This window comes from Mesorhizobium sp. 1B3 (genome assembly GCF_050958605.1).
GTDB lineage: Bacteria > Pseudomonadota > Alphaproteobacteria > Rhizobiales > Rhizobiaceae.
In genome coordinates this window covers 301,855-327,655 of sequence record NZ_JBJHDO010000002.1, presented here as the reverse complement: position 1 = coordinate 327,655, position 25,801 = coordinate 301,855, and the positions used below count along the sequence as shown (strand labels likewise).

General features: G+C 62.9%; 23 protein-coding genes. 9 read left to right on the top strand and 14 right to left on the bottom strand.

The window, feature by feature from the left end:
- Positions 1-146 precede the first annotated feature (146 nt).
- A complete protein-coding gene (locus ACCO56_RS06615) occupies positions 147-1,865 on the bottom strand; it encodes an adenylate/guanylate cyclase domain-containing protein (RefSeq protein WP_433638860.1) in 1,719 nt (572 codons plus the stop codon).
- A 257-nt stretch (positions 1,866-2,122) separates the two neighbouring features.
- The gene (locus tag ACCO56_RS06610; RefSeq protein ID WP_433638858.1) at positions 2,123-2,572 is read right to left on the bottom strand and encodes a GatB/YqeY domain-containing protein; all 450 of its coding nucleotides are present in this window, start codon (positions 2,570-2,572) and stop codon (positions 2,123-2,125) included.
- Positions 2,573-2,857: 285 nt separating this feature from the next.
- Here ACCO56_RS06610 and carA point away from each other — a divergent pair, with 285 nt between their 5' ends.
- Positions 2,858-4,060, top strand: coding sequence for a glutamine-hydrolyzing carbamoyl-phosphate synthase small subunit (gene carA, locus ACCO56_RS06605; protein WP_433638856.1), 1,203 nt, complete (start codon positions 2,858-2,860; stop codon positions 4,058-4,060).
- A gap of 59 nt (positions 4,061-4,119) precedes the next feature.
- On the opposite strand, the gene ypfJ is transcribed toward carA, so the two are convergent.
- Complete coding sequence (ypfJ, locus tag ACCO56_RS06600) at positions 4,120-5,049, bottom strand: KPN_02809 family neutral zinc metallopeptidase (RefSeq protein ID WP_433638855.1); 930 nt, start codon at positions 5,047-5,049, stop codon at positions 4,120-4,122.
- A 290-nt stretch (positions 5,050-5,339) separates the two neighbouring features.
- Positions 5,340-6,551, bottom strand: coding sequence for an MFS transporter (locus ACCO56_RS06595; RefSeq protein ID WP_433638853.1), 1,212 nt, complete (start codon positions 6,549-6,551; stop codon positions 5,340-5,342).
- 108 nt (positions 6,552-6,659) lie between these two features.
- Here ACCO56_RS06595 and ACCO56_RS06590 point away from each other — a divergent pair, with 108 nt between their 5' ends.
- On the top strand, positions 6,660-7,484 hold the full coding sequence (locus tag ACCO56_RS06590) for an AraC family transcriptional regulator (RefSeq protein ID WP_433638851.1): 825 nt from the start codon (positions 6,660-6,662) through the stop codon (positions 7,482-7,484).
- A 7-nt stretch (positions 7,485-7,491) separates the two neighbouring features.
- Here the strand turns inward: ACCO56_RS06590 and ACCO56_RS06585 are convergent, their stop codons facing one another.
- From ACCO56_RS06585 to ACCO56_RS06575, 3 genes are all read right to left on the bottom strand, one after another.
- The gene (locus ACCO56_RS06585) at positions 7,492-8,580 is read right to left on the bottom strand and encodes an AbrB family transcriptional regulator (RefSeq protein WP_433638850.1); all 1,089 of its coding nucleotides are present in this window, start codon (positions 8,578-8,580) and stop codon (positions 7,492-7,494) included.
- Positions 8,581-8,692: 112 nt separating this feature from the next.
- The gene (locus ACCO56_RS06580) at positions 8,693-9,493 is read right to left on the bottom strand and encodes an SDR family NAD(P)-dependent oxidoreductase (RefSeq protein ID WP_433639782.1); all 801 of its coding nucleotides are present in this window, start codon (positions 9,491-9,493) and stop codon (positions 8,693-8,695) included.
- A gap of 2 nt (positions 9,494-9,495) precedes the next feature.
- A complete protein-coding gene (locus ACCO56_RS06575; protein WP_433638849.1) occupies positions 9,496-11,685 on the bottom strand; it encodes an anthranilate synthase in 2,190 nt (729 codons plus the stop codon).
- A 499-nt stretch (positions 11,686-12,184) separates the two neighbouring features.
- Between ACCO56_RS06575 and ACCO56_RS06570 the strand changes: the two genes are divergently transcribed.
- A complete protein-coding gene (locus ACCO56_RS06570) occupies positions 12,185-12,628 on the top strand; it encodes a MarR family winged helix-turn-helix transcriptional regulator (protein ID WP_433638847.1) in 444 nt (147 codons plus the stop codon).
- Positions 12,629-12,707: 79 nt separating this feature from the next.
- On the opposite strand, the gene ACCO56_RS06565 is transcribed toward ACCO56_RS06570, so the two are convergent.
- Both ACCO56_RS06565 and ACCO56_RS06560 read right to left on the bottom strand, forming a co-directional pair.
- Positions 12,708-14,075, bottom strand: a complete 1,368-nt coding sequence (locus ACCO56_RS06565) for an FAD-containing oxidoreductase (protein ID WP_433638845.1) — start codon at positions 14,073-14,075, stop codon at positions 12,708-12,710.
- Positions 14,072-14,536, bottom strand: coding sequence for a DUF4126 domain-containing protein (locus ACCO56_RS06560; protein ID WP_433638843.1), 465 nt, complete (start codon positions 14,534-14,536; stop codon positions 14,072-14,074). The genes ACCO56_RS06565 and ACCO56_RS06560 overlap by 4 nt, the downstream gene beginning before the upstream one ends.
- A gap of 143 nt (positions 14,537-14,679) precedes the next feature.
- On the opposite strand from ACCO56_RS06560, the gene ACCO56_RS06555 reads away from it, so the two are divergent.
- From ACCO56_RS06555 to ACCO56_RS06530, 6 genes are all read left to right on the top strand, one after another.
- Positions 14,680-15,396: a DUF1868 domain-containing protein gene (locus tag ACCO56_RS06555; RefSeq protein WP_433638841.1), complete on the top strand. Its 717-nt coding sequence runs from the start codon at positions 14,680-14,682 to the stop codon at positions 15,394-15,396.
- A 227-nt stretch (positions 15,397-15,623) separates the two neighbouring features.
- On the top strand, positions 15,624-16,397 hold the full coding sequence (locus ACCO56_RS06550; protein ID WP_433638839.1) for an amino acid ABC transporter substrate-binding protein: 774 nt from the start codon (positions 15,624-15,626) through the stop codon (positions 16,395-16,397).
- A 158-nt stretch (positions 16,398-16,555) separates the two neighbouring features.
- A complete protein-coding gene (locus ACCO56_RS06545) occupies positions 16,556-17,236 on the top strand; it encodes an amino acid ABC transporter permease (protein WP_433638837.1) in 681 nt (226 codons plus the stop codon).
- Positions 17,233-18,006 carry an amino acid ABC transporter ATP-binding protein gene (locus tag ACCO56_RS06540; RefSeq protein ID WP_433638836.1) on the top strand — a complete coding sequence of 258 codons (774 nt, stop codon included), beginning with the start codon at positions 17,233-17,235 and terminating at the stop codon, positions 18,004-18,006. The genes ACCO56_RS06545 and ACCO56_RS06540 overlap by 4 nt, the downstream gene beginning before the upstream one ends.
- Positions 18,007-18,295: 289 nt before the next feature.
- Positions 18,296-18,700 (top strand): nucleoside diphosphate kinase regulator, encoded by a 405-nt coding sequence (gene rnk, locus ACCO56_RS06535; protein ID WP_433638834.1) that lies wholly within the window; start codon positions 18,296-18,298, stop codon positions 18,698-18,700.
- A 155-nt stretch (positions 18,701-18,855) separates the two neighbouring features.
- Positions 18,856-19,383 carry a nucleoside-diphosphate kinase gene (locus tag ACCO56_RS06530; RefSeq protein WP_433638832.1) on the top strand — a complete coding sequence of 176 codons (528 nt, stop codon included), beginning with the start codon at positions 18,856-18,858 and terminating at the stop codon, positions 19,381-19,383.
- A 68-nt stretch (positions 19,384-19,451) separates the two neighbouring features.
- Here the strand turns inward: ACCO56_RS06530 and ACCO56_RS06525 are convergent, their stop codons facing one another.
- From ACCO56_RS06525 to ACCO56_RS06505, 5 genes are all read right to left on the bottom strand, one after another.
- Entirely contained in the window at positions 19,452-20,150 is a 699-nt protein-coding gene (locus ACCO56_RS06525; protein ID WP_433638830.1) for a DUF1236 domain-containing protein, read from the bottom strand.
- A gap of 98 nt (positions 20,151-20,248) precedes the next feature.
- Complete coding sequence (locus ACCO56_RS06520) at positions 20,249-21,325, bottom strand: ATP-dependent DNA ligase (protein WP_433638828.1); 1,077 nt, start codon at positions 21,323-21,325, stop codon at positions 20,249-20,251.
- A 65-nt stretch (positions 21,326-21,390) separates the two neighbouring features.
- The gene (locus tag ACCO56_RS06515; protein WP_433638827.1) at positions 21,391-23,070 is read right to left on the bottom strand and encodes a formate--tetrahydrofolate ligase; all 1,680 of its coding nucleotides are present in this window, start codon (positions 23,068-23,070) and stop codon (positions 21,391-21,393) included.
- 176 nt (positions 23,071-23,246) lie between these two features.
- On the bottom strand, positions 23,247-24,419 hold the full coding sequence (locus ACCO56_RS06510) for a DUF2333 family protein (RefSeq protein ID WP_433638826.1): 1,173 nt from the start codon (positions 24,417-24,419) through the stop codon (positions 23,247-23,249).
- A 75-nt stretch (positions 24,420-24,494) separates the two neighbouring features.
- Positions 24,495-25,787, bottom strand: a complete 1,293-nt coding sequence (locus tag ACCO56_RS06505) for a DUF6638 family protein (protein ID WP_433638825.1) — start codon at positions 25,785-25,787, stop codon at positions 24,495-24,497.
- Between the last annotated feature and the right edge of the window lie 14 nt (positions 25,788-25,801).

The following is a 25,801-nucleotide window of genomic DNA, read 5'->3' as shown; positions in this document are numbered from 1 at the left end:
GTGGTTAATGTTTTCCGTAAGATTTTAGAGGCCCGCATCATCCGTTGGAGGTAGCGGCCGCCACGCCCCGGCCGAGCCCCTTGCTTCGCGGCGCGGCACCTCGGCCAGGGGCCGAGGCCCGCGATGACAGGACGTATGCTGATCCGCTATCCGGCGGCCGCGCCCTGCCCGGACGGTACGACGAACGTTGCGCCCTGAGGTATGGCGCGCACTTGCAAGGGATCAGCCCTGCCGCGAATATCGATGCTGCAGGTATTGAAAGCCGTGAGATCGACCCCCGAAAGCTTGGCGGCGGTCTCGGAGATCACGATCGCCACGTCCAGTTCCTTCGCCGCCAGCTCGAGGCGACTCGCGACGTTAACCGTGTCGCCGACGGCCGTGACGCCCATAGCGTCGCGATATCCCATGAGGCCGATAATCGCTGGACCGACATGGATTCCGATCGCAACCTGCAACGGCGCCCCTATTTCGCCGGCGAGCTCGTCATTGAGCGCGGTAATCCCTTCCATGATCGCGGCCGCCGCCGACAAGGCCTGGCGGCAGGCCTCGTTTTTGGTCGTCTGGGTGCCGAAGAGCGCCATCGCGCCATCTCCAATGAATTTGTCCACCCTTCCACCGGCCTGTTCCACGGCCTTGCCCACGACCGAAAAATAACGATTGAGGAGGAATACGATGTCGAAGGGCAGCCGGTGATCGGACAGCTCCGTGAAATTTCGGATATCGCAAAAGAGAATGGCGATCTCCCTCTCGCGCCCGGGCATCGAAATCAATCCGGCCGACGGCATTGCCCTGCCCCGCTCGGGATTGAGCAGCGGTGTGACGCTGATGCTCGTGGTCGGCCGCAACTGGCAAGCCAGCCGGACGTTCGGGCCCGCGCCGATCCTCGCAAGCGTCGCCCGCTCCATCGTGTTCGGGGGCGACAATTGCTCGAGCCCCTCCGAAACTCTGACCCGACAGGTCGAGCAGCGTCCACGACCGCCACAGACGGCGTAATGCGGGATGCCTGCGATCCGGCTCGCCTCCAGCACCGTATGTCCCCTGGCCACCCGGACGACGTGACCGTCTGAGTAGCGAATCTCGATAGGGTTGCGCCGTTCCCGCCAGATGCGGAGCACATGCAGGCCGAAGACCAGGGCGAGGATGGAGATGAAGAGCGCGTAAGTAAGCGCCAGGATCTGTTCCTTACGGCGCAAGCCCTCGACCAAAACCGCCGGATCGACGGCCGATGTGCTTGACGGCGCGCCCTCTGCCGCAAGCTCGCGCGCGGCCCCGAAGAAACCGAGTAAGGCTAGCACGGGAACGAGCACGACCACGACCAACAGCCATGGCGCGACCCGCGGATACCAGGCGCGGAAGCGCATCCAGAAATAGAGCCCGAGACAACCGTGGACCCAGACGACGACGAGGGCGACGGACTGGCGCGTGGTCAGGAACGTCGTGCTCCACAGGGCCTCCAAGACGAAGGCGTAGGTATCTTCCACACCTGTCAGCGCATGGAACACGCGGGTTCCGATCACATGCTCGGCGAGCAACAACGGTATCGCGAGGCCGAGGAAAATCTGTCCCGCTTCGCTGAGCGGCATCACGAAAGTGCGCTTTCGATAGAGAGCCCACAGAGCCAATGCCGCATGCACGGCGACGGCGCCGTAGAGAATGATACTCCCGATCGGGTTTCGCCACACCAGCAAGAACAGCGTGCGCGCCGTCTCGGCCGCCTGCAGCGAGATCAGGAGCAAGGCATGGTTGAGCAGGTGCATGACGACGAACGCCATCAGGATGACGCCCGAACCCAGCCGCAGCCCGCGCACCTCCTTCGCTGAAAGCCGCCAGCGGGCCCGGGATCGCGGAGAGGATACCGTGCTCATCCCCAGGCCAGCCCGTTCTTTGCCCAATTCATTCGTTTCCACCATGCTCGAGGCGAAGGCTCTCCACCACATAGGACGAAGAGCCGTCATCAGGAAGTCACGGTTCTGACACACACTGTCCCGGCCGACAAAACGATGGCAACGGACTGTTGGCGAGCGCCATCGTTACATGAGCCGGCCGGGCCGAAGTTAGATGAATCCAGCCGGGCCGGCTCCCGTCCCGCACGGCGCCCAGGCTTGACGGGGCAGAATTCCGCCTATTGCAGCATGCCCTTCACGACGCCACTGGCCTTGGAGAAATCCATCTGACCGGCGTATTTTTCCTTTAAGGCGTTCATGCAGCGCCCCATGTCGCGCAGGCCCTCGGCACCGACCTCGGCGATGACCTGCTGGCAGGCCTGCCGGACTTCCTCTTCGCCGAACTGCTTCGGCAGGAAGCCGCGAATGATGGCGATCTCGTTGCGCTCCTGCTCGGCCAGTTCCAATCGGCCGCCTTCCTCGAAGGCCTTGGCGGATTCCTCGCGCTGCTTCACCATCTTCGCCAGGATCTGCATGATCTCGTCATTGGTGACGGGATCCTTGCCCGCGCCGCGATGGACGATGTCGCGGTCCTGGATCGCGGCACGGATCAGCCGCAGTGTGGAGATCCGCGTCTTGTCCTGGGTTTTCAATGCGTCTTTGAGCGCTGCGTCGATTATCTCGCGCATGGCATTCTCCTCTAGCGACAGCAACAATAGCGCCGCGGGAAGCAGGAAGCAAACCGGGAGCGGGATCTAACTTCCTGTTTTAACTAGGAAAAATAAATCGCCGCAGCCCAGCGCCCGGTCATTGACCCTCTGCGCCCATTCGCCTATTGTCCGCGCCTTGCATGGACTGATTTCATTTTGTGCACGGGGGTTTGCGAGAATCGCGGAGCCCCGTGCGTTTCGCTGCGCGATATGGCCCCGAACGGGTTTCCTTTCAAGCCGCAGCCTCTACGACGGAGTGACGACATGGCCGCGACGACCGCCCCCTGGGCTCCTGAAGTGCCGACCGCGCTTCTGGTGCTGGCCGACGGAACTGTCATCGAGGGTCGCGGCCTGGGCGCGACCGGCAGCGCCGTCGCCGAAGTCTGCTTCAACACGGCTCTCACCGGCTATCAGGAGATCCTGACCGATCCGTCCTACGCGGGACAGATCGTCACCTTCACCTTCCCGCATATCGGCAACATCGGCACCAATGCGGAAGACATAGAAGATCTCAACCCGGCGGCGCGTGCCGGCGCCGTCGGCGCGGTGTTCAAGGCCGACCTGACCAACCCCTCGAATTACCGGGCGGCCGGCGATCTCGATCAATGGCTGAAGCGACGCGGCATTGCGGCGATCAGCGGCATCGACACGCGCGCGCTCACCGCGCTCATCCGTGAAAAGGGCGCGCCCAATGCCATGATTGCCCACGCACCTGACGGCAAGTTCGACATCGACGATCTGAAGCAGCAGGCGCGCGCGTGGTCGGGTCTCGTCGGCCTCGATCTCGCCAAGGAGGTGACGTCCGGCCAGTCCTCCGTCTGGACGGAAACGCCTTGGGTCTGGAATGAAGGCTACGGCTCGCAGGAAGCGCCGACGATGCACGTCGTGGCCGTCGATTATGGCGTGAAGCGCAACATCCTGCGCCTGCTCGCGGGTCTCGGCGCCAAGGTGACCGTCGTTCCCGCCAAGACCGGCGCAGACGAGATCCTGGCGATGAAGCCGGATGGCATCTTCCTCTCCAATGGTCCCGGCGATCCTGCGGCCACCGGCGGATATGCCGTGCCCGTCATCCAGGACCTCCTGAAGACCGACATCCCGATCTTCGGCATCTGCCTTGGCCACCAGATGCTCGCGCTTGCCGTCGGCGGCAAGACCGAGAAGATGCATCAGGGCCATCACGGGGCGAACCATCCGGTGAAGGACCACACGACCGGCAAGGTCGAGATCGTTTCGATGAACCACGGTTTCGCGGTCGATTCGAAATCCCTGCCCGAGGGCGTGGAAGAAACTCACGTATCGCTGTTCGACGGATCGAATTGTGGCATCGCGCTCAGGGGAAAGCCTGTCTTCTCCGTGCAGCACCACCCGGAGGCCTCGCCCGGCCCGCAGGACTCGCATTATCTCTTCCGTCGCTTCGCGAACCTCGTCCGCGAACGCAAGGGCGAGCCGGCGCTGGCCGAGCGCTGAGCGAGAAAGCCGGAAAAGACAAAGGCGGCGGTATTCGAGAGCGAGGCTGCCGCCTTCTGTTACAGCTGTTCAGATGGAATGTTGATCGTGTCGCAGTCCTGGAGCTTGCCGCTCTTGAGACCGCGCGCAAACCAGGTCTGCCTTTGCCGCGAAGTACCGTGGTTGAACGACTCCGGCACGACGTAACCCTGCATCTTCTTCTGCAGCGTATCGTCCCCAATCTGTTTCGCAGCGTTGAGCGCCTCCTCCACGTCGCCCTGCTCGAGCAGCCCCTTCTGGGCGGTGAAATGCCCCCAAACACCGGCAAAGCAGTCTGCCTGAAGCTCCACCCGGATTGACATCTGGTTGGCTTCGACCTCGCTCATGCGCTGCCGCAACTGGTTGAACTTCGGCAAGATGCCGATGAGATTCTGGACATGGTGACCGACTTCATGCGCGATCACATAGGCTTCTGCGAAATCGCCCGATGCGCCGAACTGCCGCGAAAGCTGGTCGAAGAAGGCCGTATCAAGATAGACCTTCCCGTCGTTGGGGCAATAAAACGGCCCTGCGGCCGAAGACGCGAAGCCACAGGCTGATGAGATCGAGCCGGAGAACAGCACGAGCCGGGGCTCTTCATAGGTTTCGCCCTCGGACTGGAAGATGCCGCTCCAGACGTCTTCGGTCTCTGCAAGCACGGTAGAAACGAACTGCTTCATCTCGTCGGAAGATTGCTGACCGGACTGCGTGATTTGGCCGCCGCCGCCCGGCGCCATCTGGCCACCATCCTCGGTCAGGATCTGCAGCGGATCGATTCCGCAAGCCCGCAATGCAAAGAACAGGACGACGAGGATGACGATCGTCGAGAGCCCGCCGCCGCTCGCGCCCCCGATCGGGATACGTACCGGTCCGGAGCCGCGTGGCCGCCCGAAACCGCCGGGAAAGCCCATGCCTCCTTCGCCGCGCCGGTCTTCGACGTTGTTACTCTGACGGCGGCCTTTCCAGAGCATTCCCATTTCTCCCGACGCATCCACCCAGCCGAGTAGCGGCAGAGCGTAAAACAAATGATTACCGGAACGGTTGCGCCAAGTCACAATGTTTTTGGCGCAAGCAAAGTGGGAGAATACGGAGAGCCAGTTGTTTGGCTCGACAGCCGCTCGATCTGAGGCGCAGTTGTCCACCGCGATAACGGCGCAGCAATTACCCGCTTAAAGCGTATGCGCGAAGCACAACCATGGCGCGCCGCTTGCTCCGCCGAGGTGACAGCGGCCGGCTCAATGCGGAGCCGGCCGCTATCGTCCTAGCGATGAGCGTGTGCGTGCTTCATGTTCGGCAGGAAGATGGTCAGCAACCCGAGCAGGGGCAGGAAGGAACAGATCGTATAAACGAAGTCGATGCCTTCGGCATCGGCGACGACACCGAGCACCGCTGCACCGAGCCCTCCCATGCCGAACGCGAAGCCGAAGAATATCCCGGCGACCATGCCGACCCGGCCCGGCACCAGCTCCTGGGCGAACACGATGATCGCGGGGAAGGCTGACGCCATGATCAGGCCGATGATCGCCGACAGGATTCCGGTCCACACCAGATCGACATAGGGCAAGGCCAGGGTGAAAGGCAGGACGCCGAGGATCGAGAACCAGATCACCGTCTTGGCGCCGAACCGGTCGCCGATCGGCCCGCCCAGGATCGTGCCTGCCGCCACGGCGCCCAGCAGGATGAAGAGCAGGACCTGCGACTGTTGCACGCTCACGCCGAACTTATCGATCACATAGAATGTGTAGTAGCTCGACAAGCTCGCCATATAGACGTTCTTGGAGAAGGTCAGGACTGTGAGTACCGCAAGCGCCATGACGATCTTGCCGCGCGGAAAGGGCAGCGCCTTGCTCGCGGCGGGCCGTTTGGCAGCAGCGATGCGATAGCTCGCGTACCAGCCGCTCACCCGCCAGAGAATGACCATGCCGAGCAGCGCCACCAGCGAGAACCAGGAAATGCTTTCCTGGCCACGCGGCACCACGATGAAGGCGGCGAGCAGCGGCCCGATAGCCGTCCCGATATTGCCGCCCACCTGGAACAGCGACTGCGCAAGACCGTAGCGACCGCCCGACGCCATTCTGGCGACCCGCGAGGATTCGGGATGGAAGATGGCCGAGCCGAATCCGATAAGCGCAGCGCCGACCAGCAGCAGGCCGTAATTGCCGGCATGGGCGAGCAGCACCAGACCGACCAGCGTAGAAGCCATCCCTACAGGCAGCGAATAAGGCATCGGACGCTTGTCCGTGTAGATGCCGATAACCGGCTGGAGCAGGGAGGCGGTGCCCTGGAAGGTCAGTGTCAGCAGGCCGATCTGCCAGAAATCGAGACCATATCCGTCCTTGATCATCGGATAGAGCGCAGCAAGGAGCGACTGCATGACATCGTTGAGGAAATGGCAGAAGCTTACCGCCAAGATGATGGCGTAGACGGTATTGTCCTTGTGGACGGGAACGTTAGCAGCGGTCGTATCGGTCAAAGGAATGCTCCGGCAATAAAGCCAAACGCGGCCGGCGCTTTCTATACGCCCCTTGATTGCGACCTGCTTTCGTGGTTTGGTCCATTACTTTCGAGAGTGGGCCATTTCATGCCGGAAACGGACTTCAGAACTGCTCCTCCGGCGGACCTTGGCCGTCTTCACGCCGAGCGCCTGAGCTGGCTCGAGAAGGCTGAAGACGCCGTGATCGCCCTCCCCGGCGACTATCCGGATGGCTATCGCGTGCCGGACCACAGCCACAGCCGGGCTCAACTCCTGCACGCGCGAACGGGCATCGTGAAAATCAACTCCAGCCAGGGCCGCTGGATGGTGCCACCGGAACATGCCATGTGGATCCCCGCCGGCGTAGCGCATTCGGTCGAGATGCTCGGCGTCGTGCGGATGCTGTCGGTCTATGTGAGGCCGGATGCGGTCTCCGGCCTTCCGGAAGGGCTGAGGGTCGTCGGCCTGACCGGCTTGGTGACCAACCTGATCGTCGAGGCCATGGATCTACCGGATGAGGCTCCGGCAACCGGCCGGGCCGCACTGGTCAAGGCGCTTCTTCTTCTCGAGATCGCCAACCTGCCGCAACGGCCGCTGGGCCTGCCCTTCCCCGCGGATCCCAGGCTGGCCGGCCTGTGCCGACGCTTCGTCGAGAAGCCGTCGCCGCATGCCACGATCGAGGACTGGGCAAGACGCACGGGCATGAGCCGGCGTACTTTCACCCGGACGTTCCTGCGCGAGACCGGCTTGAGCCTTTCCACGTGGCGCCAGCAGGCCTGCCTGTTCGCCGCGCTGCCGCGGCTGGCCGAAGGTGAGCCGATCACCAGTGTCGCGCTCGATCTCGGCTACGAGAGCGTGCCGGCCTTCACTACCATGTTCCGCCGCATGCTCGGCAAGGCGCCGCGGGACTATTTCAAGGGCACGAAAGACTAGAACTCGATCACCCGGGCAACCTGCGAGCCACCAGCCGGGAAATCGGTGGCCCGAACAGGAGCACGAAGAGGAAACGCGCCATCTGCAACGCCATGATGAAGGAGAGGTTCACGTTCTGCGAAGCCGCAGCGATGATCGCGACGGAATCCATGCCTCCAGGGCTTGTCGCCAGATAGGCCGTTAGGGGATCGATGCCGGCGAAGCGGGCGAGCAACCAGGCAAGCCCGCCGCAGAATATCATGAGGGCCAGGATCGAAATTATGATCTGCGGCAGCGCCCGCGTCGCGTGACGCAGGATCAGACGATTGAAGTTGAGGCCGACTGACCAGCCGACAAGAGCATAGCTGGCCGCCAGCAGCCATTCCGGCAATTGCAGATCGAGGCCAAGCCCCAGATGCAGGACAGCCCCGAACAGCATCGCGCCGAGAAAGAAAGGCGACGGCAGCTTGATCAGATAGCCCAGCGCCCCGCCAACGGTCGCGACAACCACGGTCGTGGCGAAGGCCGGCCAATCGATCGGCGGGAACCAGATCACGGCCGGGGGCTCGACGCCTGAGGTGTCGACGAAAGTGCGTGCGATCAATGCGGCCGCTACCGACACGAATATCACCCGCAAATATTGCATGAAGGCGACGAGGCGGGCGTCCGCGCCAAATGCATCCGCCATCAGAACCATGGCAGTCGCCGCCCCCGGCGCCGAGCCCCAGACGGCAGTGGTACCCGGTAGGATCCGCCACCGGCTGATGAGGTAGCCGAGAAAGCTCGACGCGGCGACCGTGGCGAGCACGGCGGCGGCGAAAAGCGGCCAGTCGTCGGCGAAGGCCGAGAGGATCTCCGGCTCTATCGACGCGGCAACGAGACAGCCGACCACGGCCTGTGCCGCGCTGAAGGCCCGGTTCGGCACACGCACGGAAGCGCCGTTCGTGCCCGCCAGGATCGCAGCCAGCATGGGCCCGATCAGAAGGGCGGCGGGAAGGTGCGCGAGTTCGAGGATGGCCGCGAAAATCAGCGAATGGGCGACGATGAAACCCCATTGGAGAGCGCGGCTCATGCCCGCCAGCCTGCCCGGCGGCGAAGACGGCTGCTTCAATTCCATGGAGCGGTCCTATTGGTGTCCTATGGTGACGGCCTGGCTGCCAGGCTCTCGGAGGGGCATACAGGATCAATCAGCGAATGCAACCTTCGCAACCGCCGCCAGACATCGGCCGCTACGGCATGAGCTGGCCGCCATTCACCTCGATGACCTGGCCCGTGATGTAGCCGCTCATCATCGCGGATGACAGGAAGAGATACGCGCCGACGCAATCTTCGGCCATGCCCGCCCTGCCCTGCGGGATTGTAGCCACCATCGCCTTCATCTGCTCGGCGCTGGAATAGCGCTCATGGAAAGGCGTCGCGATCGTGCCCGGCGCGACAGCGTTGACCCTGATGCCGTCGCCGATGAGTTCCTTGGCAAGGCCGCGCGTGACGTTCGAGACGAACGCCTTGGCCGAGCCGTAAAGCCCCGCCCCTCCTCCCGCACCGTTGCGCGCCGCGATCGACGAGGTGTTGACGATGAAGCCGCCGTTCTTCTTCAGCCAGGGGATGGCGGCGCGGCAGGCAGTGATGACCGAACGCGCATTGAGATCCATCACGGCGTCATATTGCGCGTCGGTCATCTCGGCATAGGGAACCCGACCGAGCATGCCGCCGGCATTGTTGACCAGCCCGTCGAGCCGGCCGAAATGCCGGGCACATTCCTCAACCACCCGCTCCACATCGGCCGAGATGGAAAAATCGCCCTGGACGAGGAAAACCTCGCCGCCTACGTCGCGGATAACGCGCACGAGTTCCTCAGCCGCGGCCCTGCTCGCATTGTAGTGAAGGCAGACCTTGCAGCCTTGTGCCGCATAGGCGCGCGCAAGAGCGGCCCCGATGCCGGTCGAAGCTCCGGTCACGAGGACCGCCTTTTCTGCCAGGTCGGGGATCACGAGCCTTGCGTCGGTCACCGGAGCCTTCTCCACCTTCACGTTCAAGCAGCCTTGTCCCTCGCCTTGCGTGGGAGATGCGCAACCACATTCTCGATCATGCGCATGCCGGCGTTCTGGCCAAGCGTCATGATGGATTCCGGGTGGAACTGCACCGCCGCCACCGGCTCCTTGCGGTGCTCGAAGGCCATGATGACGCCGTCCTCGGTTTCCGCCGTCACCTGGAAGTCATCGGGCAATCTCACCGGATCGGCGAAGATCGAATGGTAGCGGCCGACCGTCACTTCCCCAGGCAGGCCCGAGAAGATCACGCCGGGCTTCGACACGCGGATGCGCGACGGTTTGCCGTGCATGGGGACATGCAACTGCCTGAGCTCGCCGCCATAGGCTTCCGCAAGCGCCTGCAGTCCCAGGCAGACGCCGAAGATCGGCAAGTCGCGTTTGCGCGCCTTTCGGATGGTGGACGCGCAGTCGAAATCCTTCGGCGTGCCGGGTCCGGGCGACAGCACCACGAGATCGGGCTTGAGAGTATCGAACAGTTCATCCGCGATTGGGCTGCGCACTGTCGAAACGGCGGCCCCGGTCTGGCGGAAATAGTTGGCCAGCGTATGGACGAAGGAATCCTCATGGTCGACGAGCAGGATGTTGACCCCTTCGCCAACGCGCGCCGTCGACCGCTCCACGCCGGCCGAATTACCCACCTTGGCATCGCGGATCGCTGAGAGCATGGCGGAAGCCTTGAGTTCGGTTTCTGCCTCTTCTTCCTGCGGATCGGAATCATAGAGCAGCGTGGCGCCGGCCCGAACCTCGGCGATGCCGTCCTTGATGCGGATGGTGCGCAGCGTCAGGCCGGTATTCATGTCGCCGTTGAAATGGACCATGCCGATCGCCCCACCGTACCAGGCGCGGGGGCTCTTCTCGTTCTGCTCGATGAAACGCATGGCCCAAAGCTTCGGCGCCCCCGTGACGGTGACGGCCCAGGCATGGGACAGGAAAGCATCGAACGCGTCCATTCCGTCGCGAAGCCGGCCCTCGATGTGATCGACCGTATGGATGAGGCGCGAATACATCTCGATCTGCCGCCGTCCGATGACGCGCACCGAACCCGGCTCGCAGACCCTCGACTTGTCGTTGCGGTCGACGTCCGAGCACATCGTGAGTTCGGACTCATCCTTCTTGGAGTTCAGGAGCTTCAGGATCTGTTCGGAATCGGAAATCGCATCGTCGCCCCGCTTGATGGTGCCAGAGATCGGGCAGGTCTCGACGCGGCGCCCATTGACGCGCACGAACATCTCCGGCGACGCACCGATAAGATACTCCCCTTCCCCGAGATTGATGAAGAAGGAATAGGGTGAAGGGTTGATCGTCTTCAGTCGGCGCGAGATCTCGGACGGCGCCGTCTCGCAGCGTTCGTAGAACATCTGACCCGGCACCACCTCGAACAAGTCGCCGCGGCGGAAGCTTTCCTTGGCCCTTTCGACCAGGGCGGCATATTCGCCGGGCTCGTGATCCCCGCGTGGCGGGATGCGGTCGGACGGTCGGAACGGTTCCTCGACGCGCTCGCGCAGCAGGCCTTCGGTCGAAAAGCCGGCGCCGGAGAAGTCGTAACGATCGGTCCAGGCCCTGGCCGAATAGTGATCGACGACCAGGATCTCGTCGGGCAGAAAAAGGACGAGGTCGCGCTGGCCCGCCTTGCGCTCCAGCGTGAGATCGACTGGATCGAACTGATAAGCAAGATCGTAGCCGAAAGCGCCGTAAAGGCCGAGGTTCGAATCGTTCTCGGTGTGGAAGAGCGCCGTGACGGCGCGCAGCACCGTGAAGGCGGAGGGTACGCGGCTACGCTCCTCCTCGGTGAAGACCCGGGCGGGCTCCGCCACCTGCAGGCGCAGCAGGCGGACCGTTTCCCCGACAATCGTCACATCCGCCAGCGGCCTGATTGTCTCCGCGATGATCGGCAGCAGAACCTCGCCGCGACGGTTGAGCGCCTCGATGCTCATGGCCCGGCCACGCGCCGAAATCGCAAGCGGCGGATCGATGATGGCGGTGTCCCAGCGGGTGTAACGGCCGGGAAACTCGTAATTCGAGGAGAAGACTGCGCCGCGCCGGCTGTTCAGCCCATCGATCCAGGCTTCGATCGCGCCGTGGTACGGCACGTCATGTCGATGCCTGGTGATTTCGATGCCCCCGGCGGTCGCGAAACGCTCGGCGCCGTTCTCCAGAATTTCGACCGTCATTCCCGTCTCCTTGTCCTGCCGCTGGAGATCCGGAGGGACGCGAAAAAACAAATGGCCGCCCGGACTTCTCCTGCGGCCACCCATCATTTTCACGCGCACGCGTTCGAGAGGCCGCTGTCAGCAGGCCCGCCACCACATGTTCATGGACGAAAGCGTGTTCATGAGGATTCCCATAGCTGCGATTGCAACGGCGCGCAACTGGATTCGCTGCCGTGGCGGCAATCCCGACAAGCGGCGGGGCGCCGGAAATCGCCCCGCCGCATTGCGGCAACTACTCTACCCCAGCAGCAATGGGCGATGATGCAGTCGCCGCGGTCCGGAGAAATTGACGGGGACGATGGCCTTCAACAGCCCCTCGCCAGCCGCCACGTCGATGGCGCGCTTGGAAGCGCTTGATTTCGTGCATATCGCGCCTTGCGTCATTGATTTGGCAACAAGTGGTGCCAATACAAGGCGAAATATTGTCGCGTCCTAATGGATAACATGCTACATTCTCTGGATGTTCACGCCAAGCACCAACCGACACAATTTCGCGCAGCTCGTCCTCTCCGTCGCGCGGCTGTGGCGGCGCGCAGCCGACAAGGTGCTCGACGATTACGGCCTCTCCCATGCCACAGCCATGCCGCTTGTGACGCTGTCGCGGCTTGGCGACAGTACTCGGCAAGGCGTGATCGCGGAGCAGCTCGGACTGGAGGGGCCCTCGCTTGTAAGGGTGATCGACCTCCTTCTTGCCGAGGGGTTGGTCACCCGCATGGAAGACCCGACCGACCGGCGGGCGAAGATATTGTCGCTGACGGAATCCGGCCGCCAACGGGTGGTGGAGATCGAGCGCATCCTGGGTGACTTGCGGAGCGATCTTCTGGCCGAATTCGATATAGCCGAGTTCCAGGCCGCCGAGACATTGCTCAGACGGCTCGAAACGAAGCTCCTCGGTCAGAGCTGACGAACTCTACGGTACGGCACCGACTTTCGGCTGCGTACAAGGCGTTTGTCCAGCGTCCGGTTGGAAGCGCGACGCCATCCTAAGCCATGGGTTTCAACTCTCCGGCAATCGTCGGCAGTAGCTCCGCCACATTCGGATGGATGTGCACGGCCCTTTGCAGCGTCTTGACCGGCGCCTTGGCGTACATCAGGTCGAGCACGCTGTGGATCGCCTCGTCGCCGCCGGGCCCGAGCACCGAGCAGCCGAGGATTTCGTTGCTCTCGGCGTCCACGAGGATCTTCATGAAGCCTTGGGTCTCGCCCTTCTCGATTGCTCGCCCCACCCGCGTCATCGGACGCTGGCCGACCAGCGCCCGCCGCCCGGACCTGCGCACATCGGCTTCCGTCATGCCTGCCCGGCCAAGCGGTGGGTCGATATAGAGCGCATAGGCCTGGATCCGGTCGCTCACTCTGCGCGGGTCGTTGTCGAGCAGATTGGCCGCGACGATCTCGAAATCATTGTAGGAAGTATGGGTGAAGGCGCCCCTGCCGTTGCAGTCGCCCATCGCCCAGATATGTGGAACGCTGCTTCGCAACTGGTCGTCGACCTCGATATAGCCCCGCTTGTCCGTCCGGACGCCCGCCTTTTCCAGATCGAGGTCGTCGGTATTCGGCTTGCGGCCCAGCGCCAACAGAACGTGGGAGCCGACGACGGGCGCTTCGCCGGCCCGAAAGCCCACCGCGACATCGCTGCCACGGCGCTCGAAACTGATATCGGCGGCGTCAAGTTCGACCCTGACGCCCTCGTTTTCGAGGATGTCCTTGATCGCCGCCGAGACATCCTCATCCTCGCGCGCGATCAGCCGCGTTCCCTTCTCTATGACCGTGACCTCGCTGCCGAAGCGGCGGAACATCTGAGCGAATTCAAGTGAGATATAGCTGCCTCCGGCGATCACGAGATGGCGCGGCAATTGGTCGAGATCCATCATGGAGGAGTTGGTGAGGTAGTCGATGTCGCCGACACCCGGCAGGTCGGGGACCGATGCCCGCCCACCGACATTCAGGAAGATCCTGTCCGCCGAAAGCAGTTCGTCGCAGACACGAATATCATGGGCACTCTCGAAGCGGGCGTGCCCGCGATAAAGCGTGCAATTCGCCATGCCGCCGATCCAAGTCTCGAGATTGCCGCGCGCGTCGTTCGACACCTTGTCCTTGCGAGCCTTGACGGCCTTCATGTCGATGCCGACATGGCCGGCCAGCGTCACGCCGTAGTCCGCGGCGCGATGCGCGAGGTGAGCGGCATAGGCGCTCGCCACCATGGCCTTGGTCGGCATGCAGCCGGTGTTGACGCAAGTGCCGCCGACCAGCTTGCGCTCAACGAGTGCGACACTCATGCCAGCCTCGCTGAGGCGACCGGCGAGAGGCGGCCCGGCCTGTCCGGCCCCGACGATAATGGCATCGAACTTCATGACACGGCCCCCACGATCAACAGCGCTCCCAGGATCGCCACGGCGTCTTCGATCAGCGCCGCCGGACGGTCCCGGCCAAAGGCCAGCGCCATGCGCGCCCTCGCCTCGGCGCCACCATAGGTGCCGAGCACCGCTCCGATCGCTCCGGCGACCAGCCCGCCGACGGTCAGTCCCGCCCCGGCGCCGATCACCGCACCGGACAGCCCGCCGGCCACGATGCGGGCGCCGAACTGCTGAGGCACCTTGCGGCTCGGCGTCGACGGCAATTGGTCCGCGATCAGCTCGGCGATTGCCGCTATGGAAAGCACGGCAACGGCGATCCAGTGGCCCATGAAAGCGGCCCAGCTTCCTCCTACCGGCACCCAGCCGAGATAAGCGCCCCAGCTTACGGCAGCCGGGGCCGTCATAGTCCGCAGGCCTGCGACTATACCTATCAATAATGCAAGCAGATAAAGCGACATTTCGATCCCCTCGGTGGACCTCGGCTGCTTGACGCCAAGGCGCAGGGATCGTCCACGATCCCTGGAGCTTCCGCAAGGGTACCTGTCACATGACTTTCACGCGCCGTCGCTACCCAGCCGGCTCAACTGCAATGGGGTGATTCATGGCCTTCGAAACGAACGACGCCTTTGCCGAAACCTTCACCGAGACCGGCAAGGCGGCGCCACCACGTTACCTCGGCATCCGCTTCGACATGTCCGGCAGGTTTCTGCCAACCCCAGGCAATACGGTGGTCAGCCATGTCGTGGCGGGATCACCCACCCAAGCCGCGCTCGAGCGCGTCAGACAGGCATTGATCGACCTGCCCCATGGCGATCGTTTCGCCTACACGCCCGTTTCCAGCTACCATATGACGATCTTTCAGGGCACGGTCGAAGGCCGACGTCAGCGCGGCTTCTGGCCCGAAGGGGTGTCCGCGGATGTTCCGATCGAGGAGACTACGAGATTTTTTCTCGAGCGGCTGGAAGGTTTCCCGCCAGCTCCGCCCTTCCGGATGAAGCCCGCTGCGGTTACGCCGCTCGGGCTCGTCGTGACCGGCGCAACCGACGAAGACGAACGCGTGTTGCGCAGGCTGCGCGACGACTTGACGGTGCCCTTCGGCTATCGCCATCCCGACCACGACAGCTACAGGTTCCACATCACTCTGGCCTACCCTAAGACCTGGCTGCCGGCCGGAGCGGAAGAGGCCTATCTTCCGGCGCTGGTCAGGCTGACGGATTCCTTGATCGAAGAACTCGAGATGATCGAGCTCGACGCCCCCGCTTTCTGCGTGTTTCCCGATATGACCGAATTCCGTCCGCTCAAAATCCTTGCGCGGTGAACGCCGCTTGGCTGTGGCCCAAAAGGAGATTTGAGTTCCCCGGCCTCCTGTAAAGGCACGAGGATCGAGGAATTTTCGTCCCCACATACCCGCTTTTGGAGCATGAGATTTCTATGGGCGTCGATTTGGCAGAGGCCGCCGCCTTGTCCCGTTCGGCGGCGGGCCTAGATTAGCAGCCAATTCGTACCGATCGGCACGAAGTCTGAGAAAGAATGGAAAACAAGACAATGAGCTGGCTCAAATCGATCTTTGCCGCCGCCGTCATCCAGGCGCTCGCCATCCTGCCCGGCCACGCCGGCGCCAATCTGGACGCCATCAAATCTTCCAGCACCTTCCGGATCGGCACCGAGGGCACCTATGCGCCCTTCACCTATCACGACTCGACCGGCGCACTGGTCGGCTTCGATGTCGAGATCGGGCGCGAGATCGCCAAGCGCCTCGGCGTGAAGGCCGAGTTCCTGGAGGGCAAATGGGATGGCCTGATCGCCGGTCTCGACGCGAACCGCTACGACGCCGTCATCAATCAGGTCGGCATCACCGAGGCGCGCAAGCAAAAATACGATTTCTCCGATCCCTACATCGTTTCCAAGGCGGTGCTGATCGTGCGCGAGGACAATGACGAGATCAAAACCTTCGAGGACCTCCAGGGCAAAAGATCGGCACAGTCTCTCACCAGCAATTTCGGCAAGCTCGCCGAAGCGTCGGGCGCCACCCTGGTGGGCACCGATGGCTTCGACCAGTCGATTCAGCTCGTGCTGAACGGCCGCGCCGACGCCACCATCAACGACAGCCTGTCCTTCTACGATTTCCGCAAGCACAAACCGGACGCCAAGGTGAAGATCGCGGCGCAACAGGAGGAAGCCGATGCTTCCGGCGTGATCGTGCGCAAGGGTGACCCGGAACTGGTGGCCGCGATCAATGAGGCGTTGAAGGCCATTAAGACCGACGGCACCTACAAGCAGATCGCCGACAAGTATTTCGGCCAGGACGTTTCGAAGTAATTTTAGCTCCCTTTGTTATTGCTCCGGCTCGGCCACAAGCACGGGCCGGAGTTTTTGTTCGCTTCCGCCTTTCCACACCGGATTATCGGCGAAAACCGGTTCCCACTGCCCGGTCCAATGCTCTACACCGAAAAAGTCCTGGCTGAGAGGAACTCCCAGTGCCGCATTGGCTTCAATTGATGCTCGATTCGCTCGGTCCCTTGCTATGGGCCGGCTTGATCTTCACCATTCCTTTGACGCTGCTTTCCTTCGCCTTCGGTCTGATCGTCGGGCTCGCCGTGGCATTGATCCGACTGTTCGGCCCGAGACCGCTCGCAGCCATCGTGCAATTCTATGTCTGGATCATCCGTGGCACGCCGTTACTGGTCCAGCTCTTTCTGATCTTTTATGGCCTGCCCAGCGTCGGCGTCGTTCTCGATGCTTTTCCGGCGGCGCTGATCGGTTTCACGCTCAATGTCGGCGCCTACACCTCCGAGATCATCCGCGCCGCGATCTCCTCCGTTGCCAAGGGGCAGTGGGAAGCATCCTTCTCCATCGGCATGTCATGGGGCCAGACCATGCGCCGCACAGTACTGCCGCAAGCAGCGCGCGTCGCCGTGCCGCCGCTCTCCAACACCTTCATCTCCCTCGTCAAGGATACCTCGCTGGCGGCCGCCATCACGGTGCCTGAACTCTTCCAGTCCGCTCAGCGCATCGTGGCCGTCACCTACGAGCCGCTTATCCTCTATATCGAGGCAGCCCTTATCTACCTGGCCATGAGTTCGGTGCTTTCGGCCCTGCAAGCCCGTATCGAGAAGCGCCTCAGCCAGTACGGCGGTTTCATGGAGGCACGGGCATGATCGAGCTGATGCATCTGGAGAAGCGCTTCGACGATCATGTCGTGCTGAAGGACATCACGCTTTCCATGCCCGAAGGCAGCGTGACGGCCCTGATCGGCCCCTCCGGCGGCGGAAAGAGCACCTTGTTGCGCTGCATCAACCTGCTCGAGATCCCGACCGCCGGGCGCGTACGCATAGGCGAGGAAATGCTCGACTTCCATCCCGGGCAGCGCGTCGGTTGGGCCCTGATCCAGCGGTTGCGCCGGCAGACCGGCATGGTCTTCCAGAACTTCCAGCTCTTCCCGCATCGCACCGCTCTCGGCAATGTCATGGAAGGACTGGTGACCGTGCTCAAATGGCCGAAGGAACGCGCTCGCGAAAGGGCGATGGAACTGCTCGACAAGGTCGGCCTAGCCCACAAGGCCGACGCTTGGCCAGCCACGCTTTCCGGCGGCCAGCAGCAGCGTGTGGCGATTGCCCGCGCCCTCGCCCCTTCGCCACGCGTTCTCCTTTGCGACGAGCCGACCTCGGCGCTCGACCCCGAACTGTCCGGCGAAGTGGTCGACGTTCTCGCGCGGCTCGCACGGGAGGGCACGACCATGGTGATGGCCACCCACGATCTCAGGCTGGCGTCGCGCATCGCGGGCGAAGTGGTATTTCTCGACGCCGGCGCGGTGGTCGAGAAAGCTCCGGCGGCGCGCATCTTTTCCAGCCCGGAACGCGAGCGGACCCGCCGCTTCATCGCTTCGCTGACTCACAGGGAAGTCGAAGGCGACAACGGCGCCTCATGATCCGGGACTACCGGCCCGCTTGACATCCGGCCGCCGGTGAACCACCTTCGTAGCATGGCACGCGTCTCGTTCAAGAACCACGCTCTCTTCCGGGTTTGCCCCATCGCGGGATCCTAGCCCCGGTTCGGTGCTGCGCGCCCGAACCGCGGGCGGAACTCCAACATTTGAACGGTTCCAAATCGACAACCCCCGTTCACAGCGCGCCAGCCAACTCTCTCCCTTCTCGTAACAGCCTATCCGTAACGCCATCGCGCATCTGCGGTGAGGCACAAAAACAGGACTGTTGAAAATGACCACTAGAGCCCGGCGCAAGCCGGTGATCACCATTTCCCAGACGGAACGCGAGCGGCTGTTGGCGCTGGCCGAGGCTTTGGCCGAGCGCAACGCTGAACTTGCCGACACACTGTTCGGTGAGATCGAGCGCGCCCGCGTCGTCGCCGACGGGACGGCCCCCGAAAACGTGGTTCGCATCGGATCGCAAGTCACCTACCAGCCCGATGGGGGAGAAGCAAAGTCGGTCACGCTGGTCTATCCTGGCGACGCCGACATCGACCAAGGCCGCATCTCCGTCACCACTCCGGTCGGCATCGCGTTGATCGGCTTGTCGACCGGCCAGTCCATCACCTGGACGGCGCGCGACGGTCGCACGCACGAGCTGACGGTGCTTGACGTCCGTCAGCCGGCAGAGGCGTAGAGCCGACCTTGATGCGACTGATTCTCCACGCAGGAAGCCTGATCACGGGATAGCAGCCCCTGCGGCGATGCATGCGCGTCCCGCAGGGGCACCGGCTACCTCGGACACTCTTGCGACCGGCAGCTCCCCTCGACGGCCTGCCGTTGGAGAACGACATGTTGGACCGCGAACGCTGCCTTCTCACCACGAAGGATTTCACCATTCTTGAAGTCATGCTCGACCGGCGGCTCTCGACCGACCCCACCATGGCGCCGCTGATCCGCCGGAAGCTTGACACAGCCGTGGTCGTCTTCCGCGAAGACGTCCCCGTCAATGTGGTCACGCTCAACAGCCGGGTCACCTACCGTGTCGGCGACGGAGAAGCGGAACCCAGGATCATCAGCCATGACGAACTGCGCGGGCTTGTCGGCTTCACACTGCCCATCACCCATCCGCGCGGGCTTGCTCTGCTCGGACTGCAGGAGGGACAGTCCATCGAGATTCCGGTGAACGGCGGAGGCGTCGAAACCCTGACTGTCGAGAAAATCCTGTTTCAGCCGGAGGCGGCCGGAAGGACGATGACCGAATCGCGCCGGGCAGGACGACGGCTGCGGCTCGTCTACGACGCCGACGCGCTCCCGGTGGCCGTGAGCAATGCCGAATTCGCCGACGGGCCGGACGACCCCGGCCCCGCGGCCGCGTAAAACGAAAGTGCCGGTCGGACGGTGGTCTCGCCCGACCCGGTCAATCGAAGCCATACGGCGCCGAAACGTCACGCCGTGATGATGTAGACGATCTCCATGCTGTTCGGGTCGACAATTATGATCCGACCATCGGCCAGCACGAAATATTTGTAGCCTTCATAGGCGGGTACCAGTTCCACGATACGCGGAGGAAGCGTGTGGACCTCGACGGTCTGGGGGACGGCCGTGCCAACCGTGACGTCGAAATCCACGCTGGCGGCCGGTTCGATCTTTTCCTCGGCTATGATCTGCCGGATTTCGGTTCGCTGTTCCGTAGTCACGTCGATGCTTCCGGTGGTTTCCCCGGAAACGCCGCCTTCCGGCTTCGCTGTCTTGTCGGTCGATTGACCCTGCTGGGTCTGGGCCGAACCTTGGTTCGTGTCCTGACCAGGCTGTTGCTGGTCGCCGGCTGCGGAACCGGTTCCTTGTTGCTCGCCGGAATCTGCAGCGCCCGGCTGCGCTTGCGTTCCCGTGGTTCCTGAGTTTCCGCCTTCCGACTGAGTGTCAGATCCGGCTCCAGTTCCGCTGCCCGATCCTGCTGTCATGCCTCCCTGCGCATCCTTCGGCATGGTACCGGACTGCGGTCGCTGCGCATCGCTTTGCCCGGAGACCGATCCTGTCCCGGATTGAGCGCCAGGCTGCTGCGTGGAGTCGCTTTGGGCCAGCACCGCGCCGGGAGCGATGCCCAAACCCAAGATGACCGCGGATCTGATGATGATGCTTTTCATGGTCTGGCTCCTAGGGTTTCGTCCCTTCAGAGCGTCCGAACGTCTTCAAAAACTCGGATGTTCCAATTTTTCGGATCAGTCTTTGTTTCGAAAAGACATCAGGCCGCCACCAATTGCTGGATCAACTTGCCGGGCCTGGCCTCCCGCTCGATCTGGTCGAAAGTGCATTGGCGCGGCGCCTTGTCCGGCCGCCAGCGCAGCAGTTTCGTGCCGTGACGGAAACGATCTCCCGTCACCTGGTCGTACCGCACCTCGACCACCAGTTCATGGCGCAGCGGTTGCCATTCGGCTGAACGTTCGGTGGACCAGCGGCTCGGGCCGCCGGGCGCGTTGCCGGTGAAACCGGGCGCCCCGGTGAGAGCCTCCAGGCGTTTCGTCAATGACGGCCTCTCCTCGTTGGAGATGGTCGACGTAAAGCCGACATGATGCAGAAGGCCAGCGGAATCGAAGAGCCCCAGCAGTAGGGAGCCGACAAGCCTGCTGTCGCTGGCATAGCGAAAACCACCGACGACACAGTCGGCGCTGCGCAGCCGCTTGACCTTGAGCATCGACCGCTCGCCGTACTCATAGCGCCCATCCACCCGCTTCGCGACGACGCCGTCCAGCGCTCCACCGGAATGCTCGAGCCAACCCATCGCTTCATTCCGATCACGCGTGTACGGCGAAAGCCGGAATAGACCGCCAGGCGGCATTTCACGGAAAAGCGTCTCTAACACGGCGCGGCGTTCTGCAAGCGTCGCGTGGACGATGTCGCCAGCCTCGCGGCGCAATATGTCGAAAAGGATGAAAATGGCAGGCGTTTGCGACGACAGCTTGCGAATACGGCTCTCGGCGGGATGGAGCCGCATCTGAAGCGCATCGAAAGCGAGCGTTTCACCGATGGGGATCGCCAATTCGCCGTCGATGATGAAGTCGTCTGACGCAGCCGACAGGACGGCTCGGATCACCTCGGGGAAGTAGCGCCCCAGCGGCTTACCGGATTTGGCGCGCAGATCGGCCAATTCTCCCTTCCGATAGGCAAGACAGCGAAAACCATCCCATTTTGGCTCGAACTGCCAGACGGGCTCGTTGGGCAGGTCGTCGACGAGCCGCGCTTCCATCGGCTCGACCACAGCCTGGCCAGTCGCGGTCAGGCCCGGCGGGGGATCATTGGCTGGCTTGGCTGCTCGGCCCATCGGTGCGTCCTCCGCACCGTAACCCTATCGACAGAACCTGGTTCCCCGATGTCTTCTCGTCCTCCTCAGAACAGGCCCTCGATCTGGCCTTGTTCGTTGAGGAAAATCCTCTCCGACGACGGGATCTTGGGCAGGCCGGGCATAGTCATGATCTCGCCGCAGATAGCCACGACGAATCCCGCTCCCGCCGACAGGCGCACCTCGCGCACGGGCACCACATGTCCGCTCGGCGCGCCCCGCAGATTGGGGTCGGTCGAGAACGAATATTGCGTCTTGGCCATGCAGACGGGAAGATGCCCATAACCCTGCTGTTCCCAGGCGTGCAACTGGTCGCGAACGGGCTTGTCGGCGATCGCCTCCGAGCCGCGATAGATGCGCTTCACGATGGTGTCGATCTTGTCGAACAACTTCATGTCGTCCGGATAAAGAGGCGCGAACTGAGCCTGGCCGCCCTCGGCGAGCGAAACAACCTTGTGGGCAAGCTCCTCGATTCCCGCCGATCCCAATGCCCAGTGCCGGCATAGGATCGCCTCCTCCCCGGAGGCCGCAACGAATTCCCGGATCGCCTGCAATTCGGGCTCGGTGTCGGACACGAAGTGGTTGATCGCAACGACCGCGGGGACACCGAACTGCTTCACATTTTCGATGTGGCGCCCGAGATTGGCGCAACCCTTCTTCACCGCCTCGACATTTTCCCGACCGAGGTCCTCCTTCTTCACGCCCCCATGCATCTTCATCGCCCGCACCGTCGCGACGATGACCGCGGCCGCCGGCTTGAGGCCGGCTTTCCGGCATTTGATGTCGAAGAACTTCTCTGCCCCAAGGTCCGCGCCAAAACCGGCCTCCGTGACGACATAATCGGCGACTTTCAGCGCCGTTCTCGTGGCGACGACCGAATTGCAGCCATGGGCGATGTTGGCGAACGGCCCGCCATGCACGAAGGCAGGGTTGTTCTCCAGCGTCTGGACCAGATTGGGCTGAATGGCGTCCTTCAGGAGCACCGCCATGGGACCATCGGCTTTGAGGTCGCGCGCATAGACCGGGCTCTTGTCACGGCGATAGGCGATGATGATGTCGCCAAGCCGTTTCTCCAGGTCTTCGAGGTCGTTGGCCAGACACAGAATCGCCATCACCTCCGAGGCCACGGTGATGTCGAAGCCCGCTTCGCGCGGATAGCCGTTGGCGGCACCACCCAGCGAGCAGACGATCGTGCGCAGTGCCCGGTCGTTCATGTCCATCACCCGGCGCCACGAGACGCGGCGCGTGTCGATCCCCAGCTCGTTGCCCCAGTAGATGTGGTTGTCGATGAGAGCGGCGAGCAGATTGTGGGCCGTGGTGATGGCGTGGAAATCGCCGGTGAAATGAAGGTTCATATCCTCCATCGGAACGATCTGGGCATAGCCGCCGCCCGCGGCCCCGCCCTTCACGCCGAAATTGGGGCCGAGCGAGGCCTCGCGGATGCACACGGCGGCGCGTTTGCCGATTCGGTTCAGCCCGTCGCCGAGACCGACCGTCGTGGTCGTCTTGCCCTCGCCAGCCGGCGTCGGACTGATGGCGGTGACCAGGATCAGCTTGCCCGCCTTGTTATCCTGGACAGACTTGATGAACTCCGCCGAGATCTTTGCCTTGTCGTGGCCGTAGGGCAGAAGGTGCTCGGCTGGAATGCCGAGCTTCGCGCCGACTTCAACGATCGGCCTTTTCTTCGCCGTTCGCGCGATCTCGATGTCGGACTTCATTTCGGCCATGAGGCTCCCCCGGTGTTTTCGTTCGCCGCATTCGTGCGACGCCATGTCGTTCCGCTCGGCTGCAAGCGCTCAGACGCTCGCACCCTCCTCCGGCGCGCATAGAAGCGCGACGGACAGGTCCGCCGCCGTCTCAAAACAGCCGCCCGATGCGCGAAAAGCGACAGCGGCAGCACGCTCTATCTGTCGAGCACGGCGCGTATCTCGACGATCTGGGAGCGCGCTCGCAGGAGGTTGAACCCCATGGTTGCCAGATGCGAAGGAAAGATGAAGCTGGATTCGTTCCCGTTGGAGATGATCCAGGGCTGCATATTGAGCGAGTCGCGCATCTGCGTGTGCATGATATCCCACAGCGCGGTCAGATTGCGCTCCCGAATGATCGCGGAAAAGTCCGATCGGGCAGCCTCGAGAATTCCGTGATAGGCGTAAAGCTGGCCATAGGCGAACCAGAACCGGTCGTCGGCGCGCGGATCGAACCAGCCGGCGTCGGAGGAATCGATCTGACCGCGCAGAATATCGGTGGTCGAGCCCATGTCGCCGGCGATACGGTCGAGGAAGAGCAGCAGATTGTCGGCGCGGGCATCGAACGTGGCCTGGCATTTCTCGAGACTGTCGTTGAATGCGTTCAGCTTCCTGATCGCTTCACGATAGACGCTTGGGGTCGGGCGGGTGGGGCCGCGCAGGCCGATATACCAGGCGGTTTCGTCCCATGCGAGCGCGGTGCGTGCATCCTGCAGGTTCTGGTCGATCCGCGAAGTGCCGCGGGTGCGGCCGAGCGTGTCGACGAGTTCGGTCGTCGTGCGGCGCAGGACCTGGTTGATCCCCAGCTGGAAAGCGGCCTTGTTGTCGAAGAACGGGGTATTGCGCCACGGCATTCCGAAAAAGCCCAGCTTCGATGCCAGCATGGAGGAAATCCAAGCGTTCTGGTTGACGTTGAAGTCGACGAGATAGGCCGAAACGGCGGCAATTTCGGAGGGCTTGCAGCTCTGTACCGCGGTTCCGCCGCCGGTTGTGTCCGGCGCGGCAGGCTGTCCGCCACCGGGTTGCGGCGAGATCGGATCACCGGCCAGTACATTGGCGGCCTGAGGCGGCGTCACAGTGCCGGCTGGAACTCGATCCGGATAATCCGGATCGAACCCATTCCAGAACTGTGTAACGTAAAAGAAATAGCCGTAGAAGCCGATGATGCCCACAACGATCAGCCCGACTATGGCCTTGAGCGTCCAGCCGCGTTGTGTGTACCAGCGGCCGAGCCACATGAAGGGCCACAGGATGGCGCCGATCACCAGGCCGATGCCCCGGCCGATCCAGTGAAAGATCTTGGTGACGAAATTCACGATCGGATCAAGCATGGCAGTTCCACCCCAGGCATCTGACGTCTCGGTTGCGCCGGAAGAGCATGCGACGTCCCGAAACGAAAGCGCACGTCAATGTTTGTCGACCAGGCCGTAGAGGTGTTCGCGGAACGCCTCTTTGTCCTTGAGATATGAGGTTTTCAGAATCTCCACAACGTCCTCGCGCCACACGGCATTGGCACTCTCGTAATCCTTGTAGAAACCCTGCTTGTTGAAGATGTAGCGGGAGATGAAATCCGAGGGCACGAAATCCGAAATGAGCCGGTTGGTGAGCCAGGCGTCGGGATGATCGGGCTTCGCCCGCACCACCAGGAAGCGGTGGAGCGGAAAGACGTCCTCGAGCCGGAGGTGACCGAGCTGGGCGACTTCGCGCTTGGCCATGTTCAGGAAGGGAAAGTTGCCGTCACGGTTGATGAGCGTCGCATTGTTGTGGATCCAGGCTTGCAGCCACACCTTGTCGGCCGAGACCAGATCGCGCTGCGGATCGGTGGCATGGATGAGGCCACGGATGATCATCTCGGCGCGGTGCTCGAGATAACCGGAGGTTTCCAGCCAGGAGGCGCGTGGCAGCTCGAGCCGCCCGCTCGAGGCGAGGAAACGGAACACCCGGTCGGCGTCGCGGATCGAGAGATAGCTCACCTGCCAGGGCCGCGACCGTCGGAAACCCGGCGCCGTGGGGTCGCCGATCACCGTGATCATGTCGGGGTCGATGAAGACGTAAAGCCCGCCGAAATGACTGGTCCAGAAGGTATTGTGGCGGAAGATCACCTGGTCGGGGACCAACGCATTTTCTCGAATATCCCCACAGACTTTCGCGAGTTCGACCATGCGCTCCAGCATGGCGTTGTCGCGCCAGGCTTCGGGCTCCTGCTTCAGCCGGTCGACCAGCTTACCAAGTTCCGCCGCCTTGCCGAGCACGTCCTCCGCCGACAGGACCTTGAATTCCACCTGGTTGATCGACAGGAGATCCTCGACATCCTCCACCTTCTGGACGGAATCCTCGATCTCCCCGTAGATCACGTCCTTGATGGTCAGCGCGTCGATCGCGCGGCTGTTCTTGGAGAAGAATTCGTAGACGAGCTGCGAGGTGTTGGAGAAAGCCGTATGCACCACCGGCAGGTCGATCTGGGCCGGGGTGAGAATGATGAAACGCCGGTTGACCTCGTTGGGGTCGAGATAATTGTAGTTGCCCAGTTCCTCGGCGACCTGCGGCGAGAAGCCCGTCCGGTCGATATGGAAGGCCTCGAGCTTCACCGGCCTCAGCCCGAATGCCTTGAGCGCCTTGTTGTAGCGCTCGATCAGATGCGGCTCCTCGATCCTAAGCAGCCGGCCATAGATCAGTTCATTGTCGCGCAGCAGGTCCATGCTAGGCGCCGCTC

Bases quoted from the DNA above. Each gene is read 5' to 3' on its own strand.
- ACCO56_RS06615 (WP_433638860.1), bottom strand. From the start codon at position 1,865: ATGAGCACGGTATCCTCTCCGCGATCCCGGGCCCGCTGGCGGCTTTCA.
- ACCO56_RS06610 (WP_433638858.1), bottom strand. From the start codon at position 2,572: ATGCGCGAGATAATCGACGCAGCGCTCAAAGACGCATTGAAAACCCAG.
- carA (WP_433638856.1), top strand. From the start codon at position 2,858: ATGGCCGCGACGACCGCCCCCTGGGCTCCTGAAGTGCCGACCGCGCTT.
- ypfJ (WP_433638855.1), bottom strand. From the start codon at position 5,049: ATGCTCTGGAAAGGCCGCCGTCAGAGTAACAACGTCGAAGACCGGCGC.
- ACCO56_RS06590 (WP_433638851.1), top strand. From the start codon at position 6,660: ATGCCGGAAACGGACTTCAGAACTGCTCCTCCGGCGGACCTTGGCCGT.
- ACCO56_RS06585 (WP_433638850.1), bottom strand. From the start codon at position 8,580: ATGGAATTGAAGCAGCCGTCTTCGCCGCCGGGCAGGCTGGCGGGCATG.
- ACCO56_RS06575 (WP_433638849.1), bottom strand. From the start codon at position 11,685: ATGACGGTCGAAATTCTGGAGAACGGCGCCGAGCGTTTCGCGACCGCC.
- ACCO56_RS06570 (WP_433638847.1), top strand. From the start codon at position 12,185: ATGTTCACGCCAAGCACCAACCGACACAATTTCGCGCAGCTCGTCCTC.
- ACCO56_RS06565 (WP_433638845.1), bottom strand. From the start codon at position 14,075: ATGAAGTTCGATGCCATTATCGTCGGGGCCGGACAGGCCGGGCCGCCT.
- ACCO56_RS06560 (WP_433638843.1), bottom strand. From the start codon at position 14,536: ATGTCGCTTTATCTGCTTGCATTATTGATAGGTATAGTCGCAGGCCTG.
- ACCO56_RS06555 (WP_433638841.1), top strand. From the start codon at position 14,680: ATGGCCTTCGAAACGAACGACGCCTTTGCCGAAACCTTCACCGAGACC.
- ACCO56_RS06550 (WP_433638839.1), top strand. From the start codon at position 15,624: ATGAGCTGGCTCAAATCGATCTTTGCCGCCGCCGTCATCCAGGCGCTC.
- ACCO56_RS06540 (WP_433638836.1), top strand. From the start codon at position 17,233: ATGATCGAGCTGATGCATCTGGAGAAGCGCTTCGACGATCATGTCGTG.
- rnk (WP_433638834.1), top strand. From the start codon at position 18,296: ATGACCACTAGAGCCCGGCGCAAGCCGGTGATCACCATTTCCCAGACG.
- ACCO56_RS06530 (WP_433638832.1), top strand. From the start codon at position 18,856: ATGTTGGACCGCGAACGCTGCCTTCTCACCACGAAGGATTTCACCATT.
- ACCO56_RS06525 (WP_433638830.1), bottom strand. From the start codon at position 20,150: ATGAAAAGCATCATCATCAGATCCGCGGTCATCTTGGGTTTGGGCATC.
- ACCO56_RS06520 (WP_433638828.1), bottom strand. From the start codon at position 21,325: ATGGGCCGAGCAGCCAAGCCAGCCAATGATCCCCCGCCGGGCCTGACC.
- ACCO56_RS06515 (WP_433638827.1), bottom strand. From the start codon at position 23,070: ATGGCCGAAATGAAGTCCGACATCGAGATCGCGCGAACGGCGAAGAAA.
- ACCO56_RS06510 (WP_433638826.1), bottom strand. From the start codon at position 24,419: ATGCTTGATCCGATCGTGAATTTCGTCACCAAGATCTTTCACTGGATC.
- ACCO56_RS06505 (WP_433638825.1), bottom strand. From the start codon at position 25,787: ATGGACCTGCTGCGCGACAATGAACTGATCTATGGCCGGCTGCTTAGG.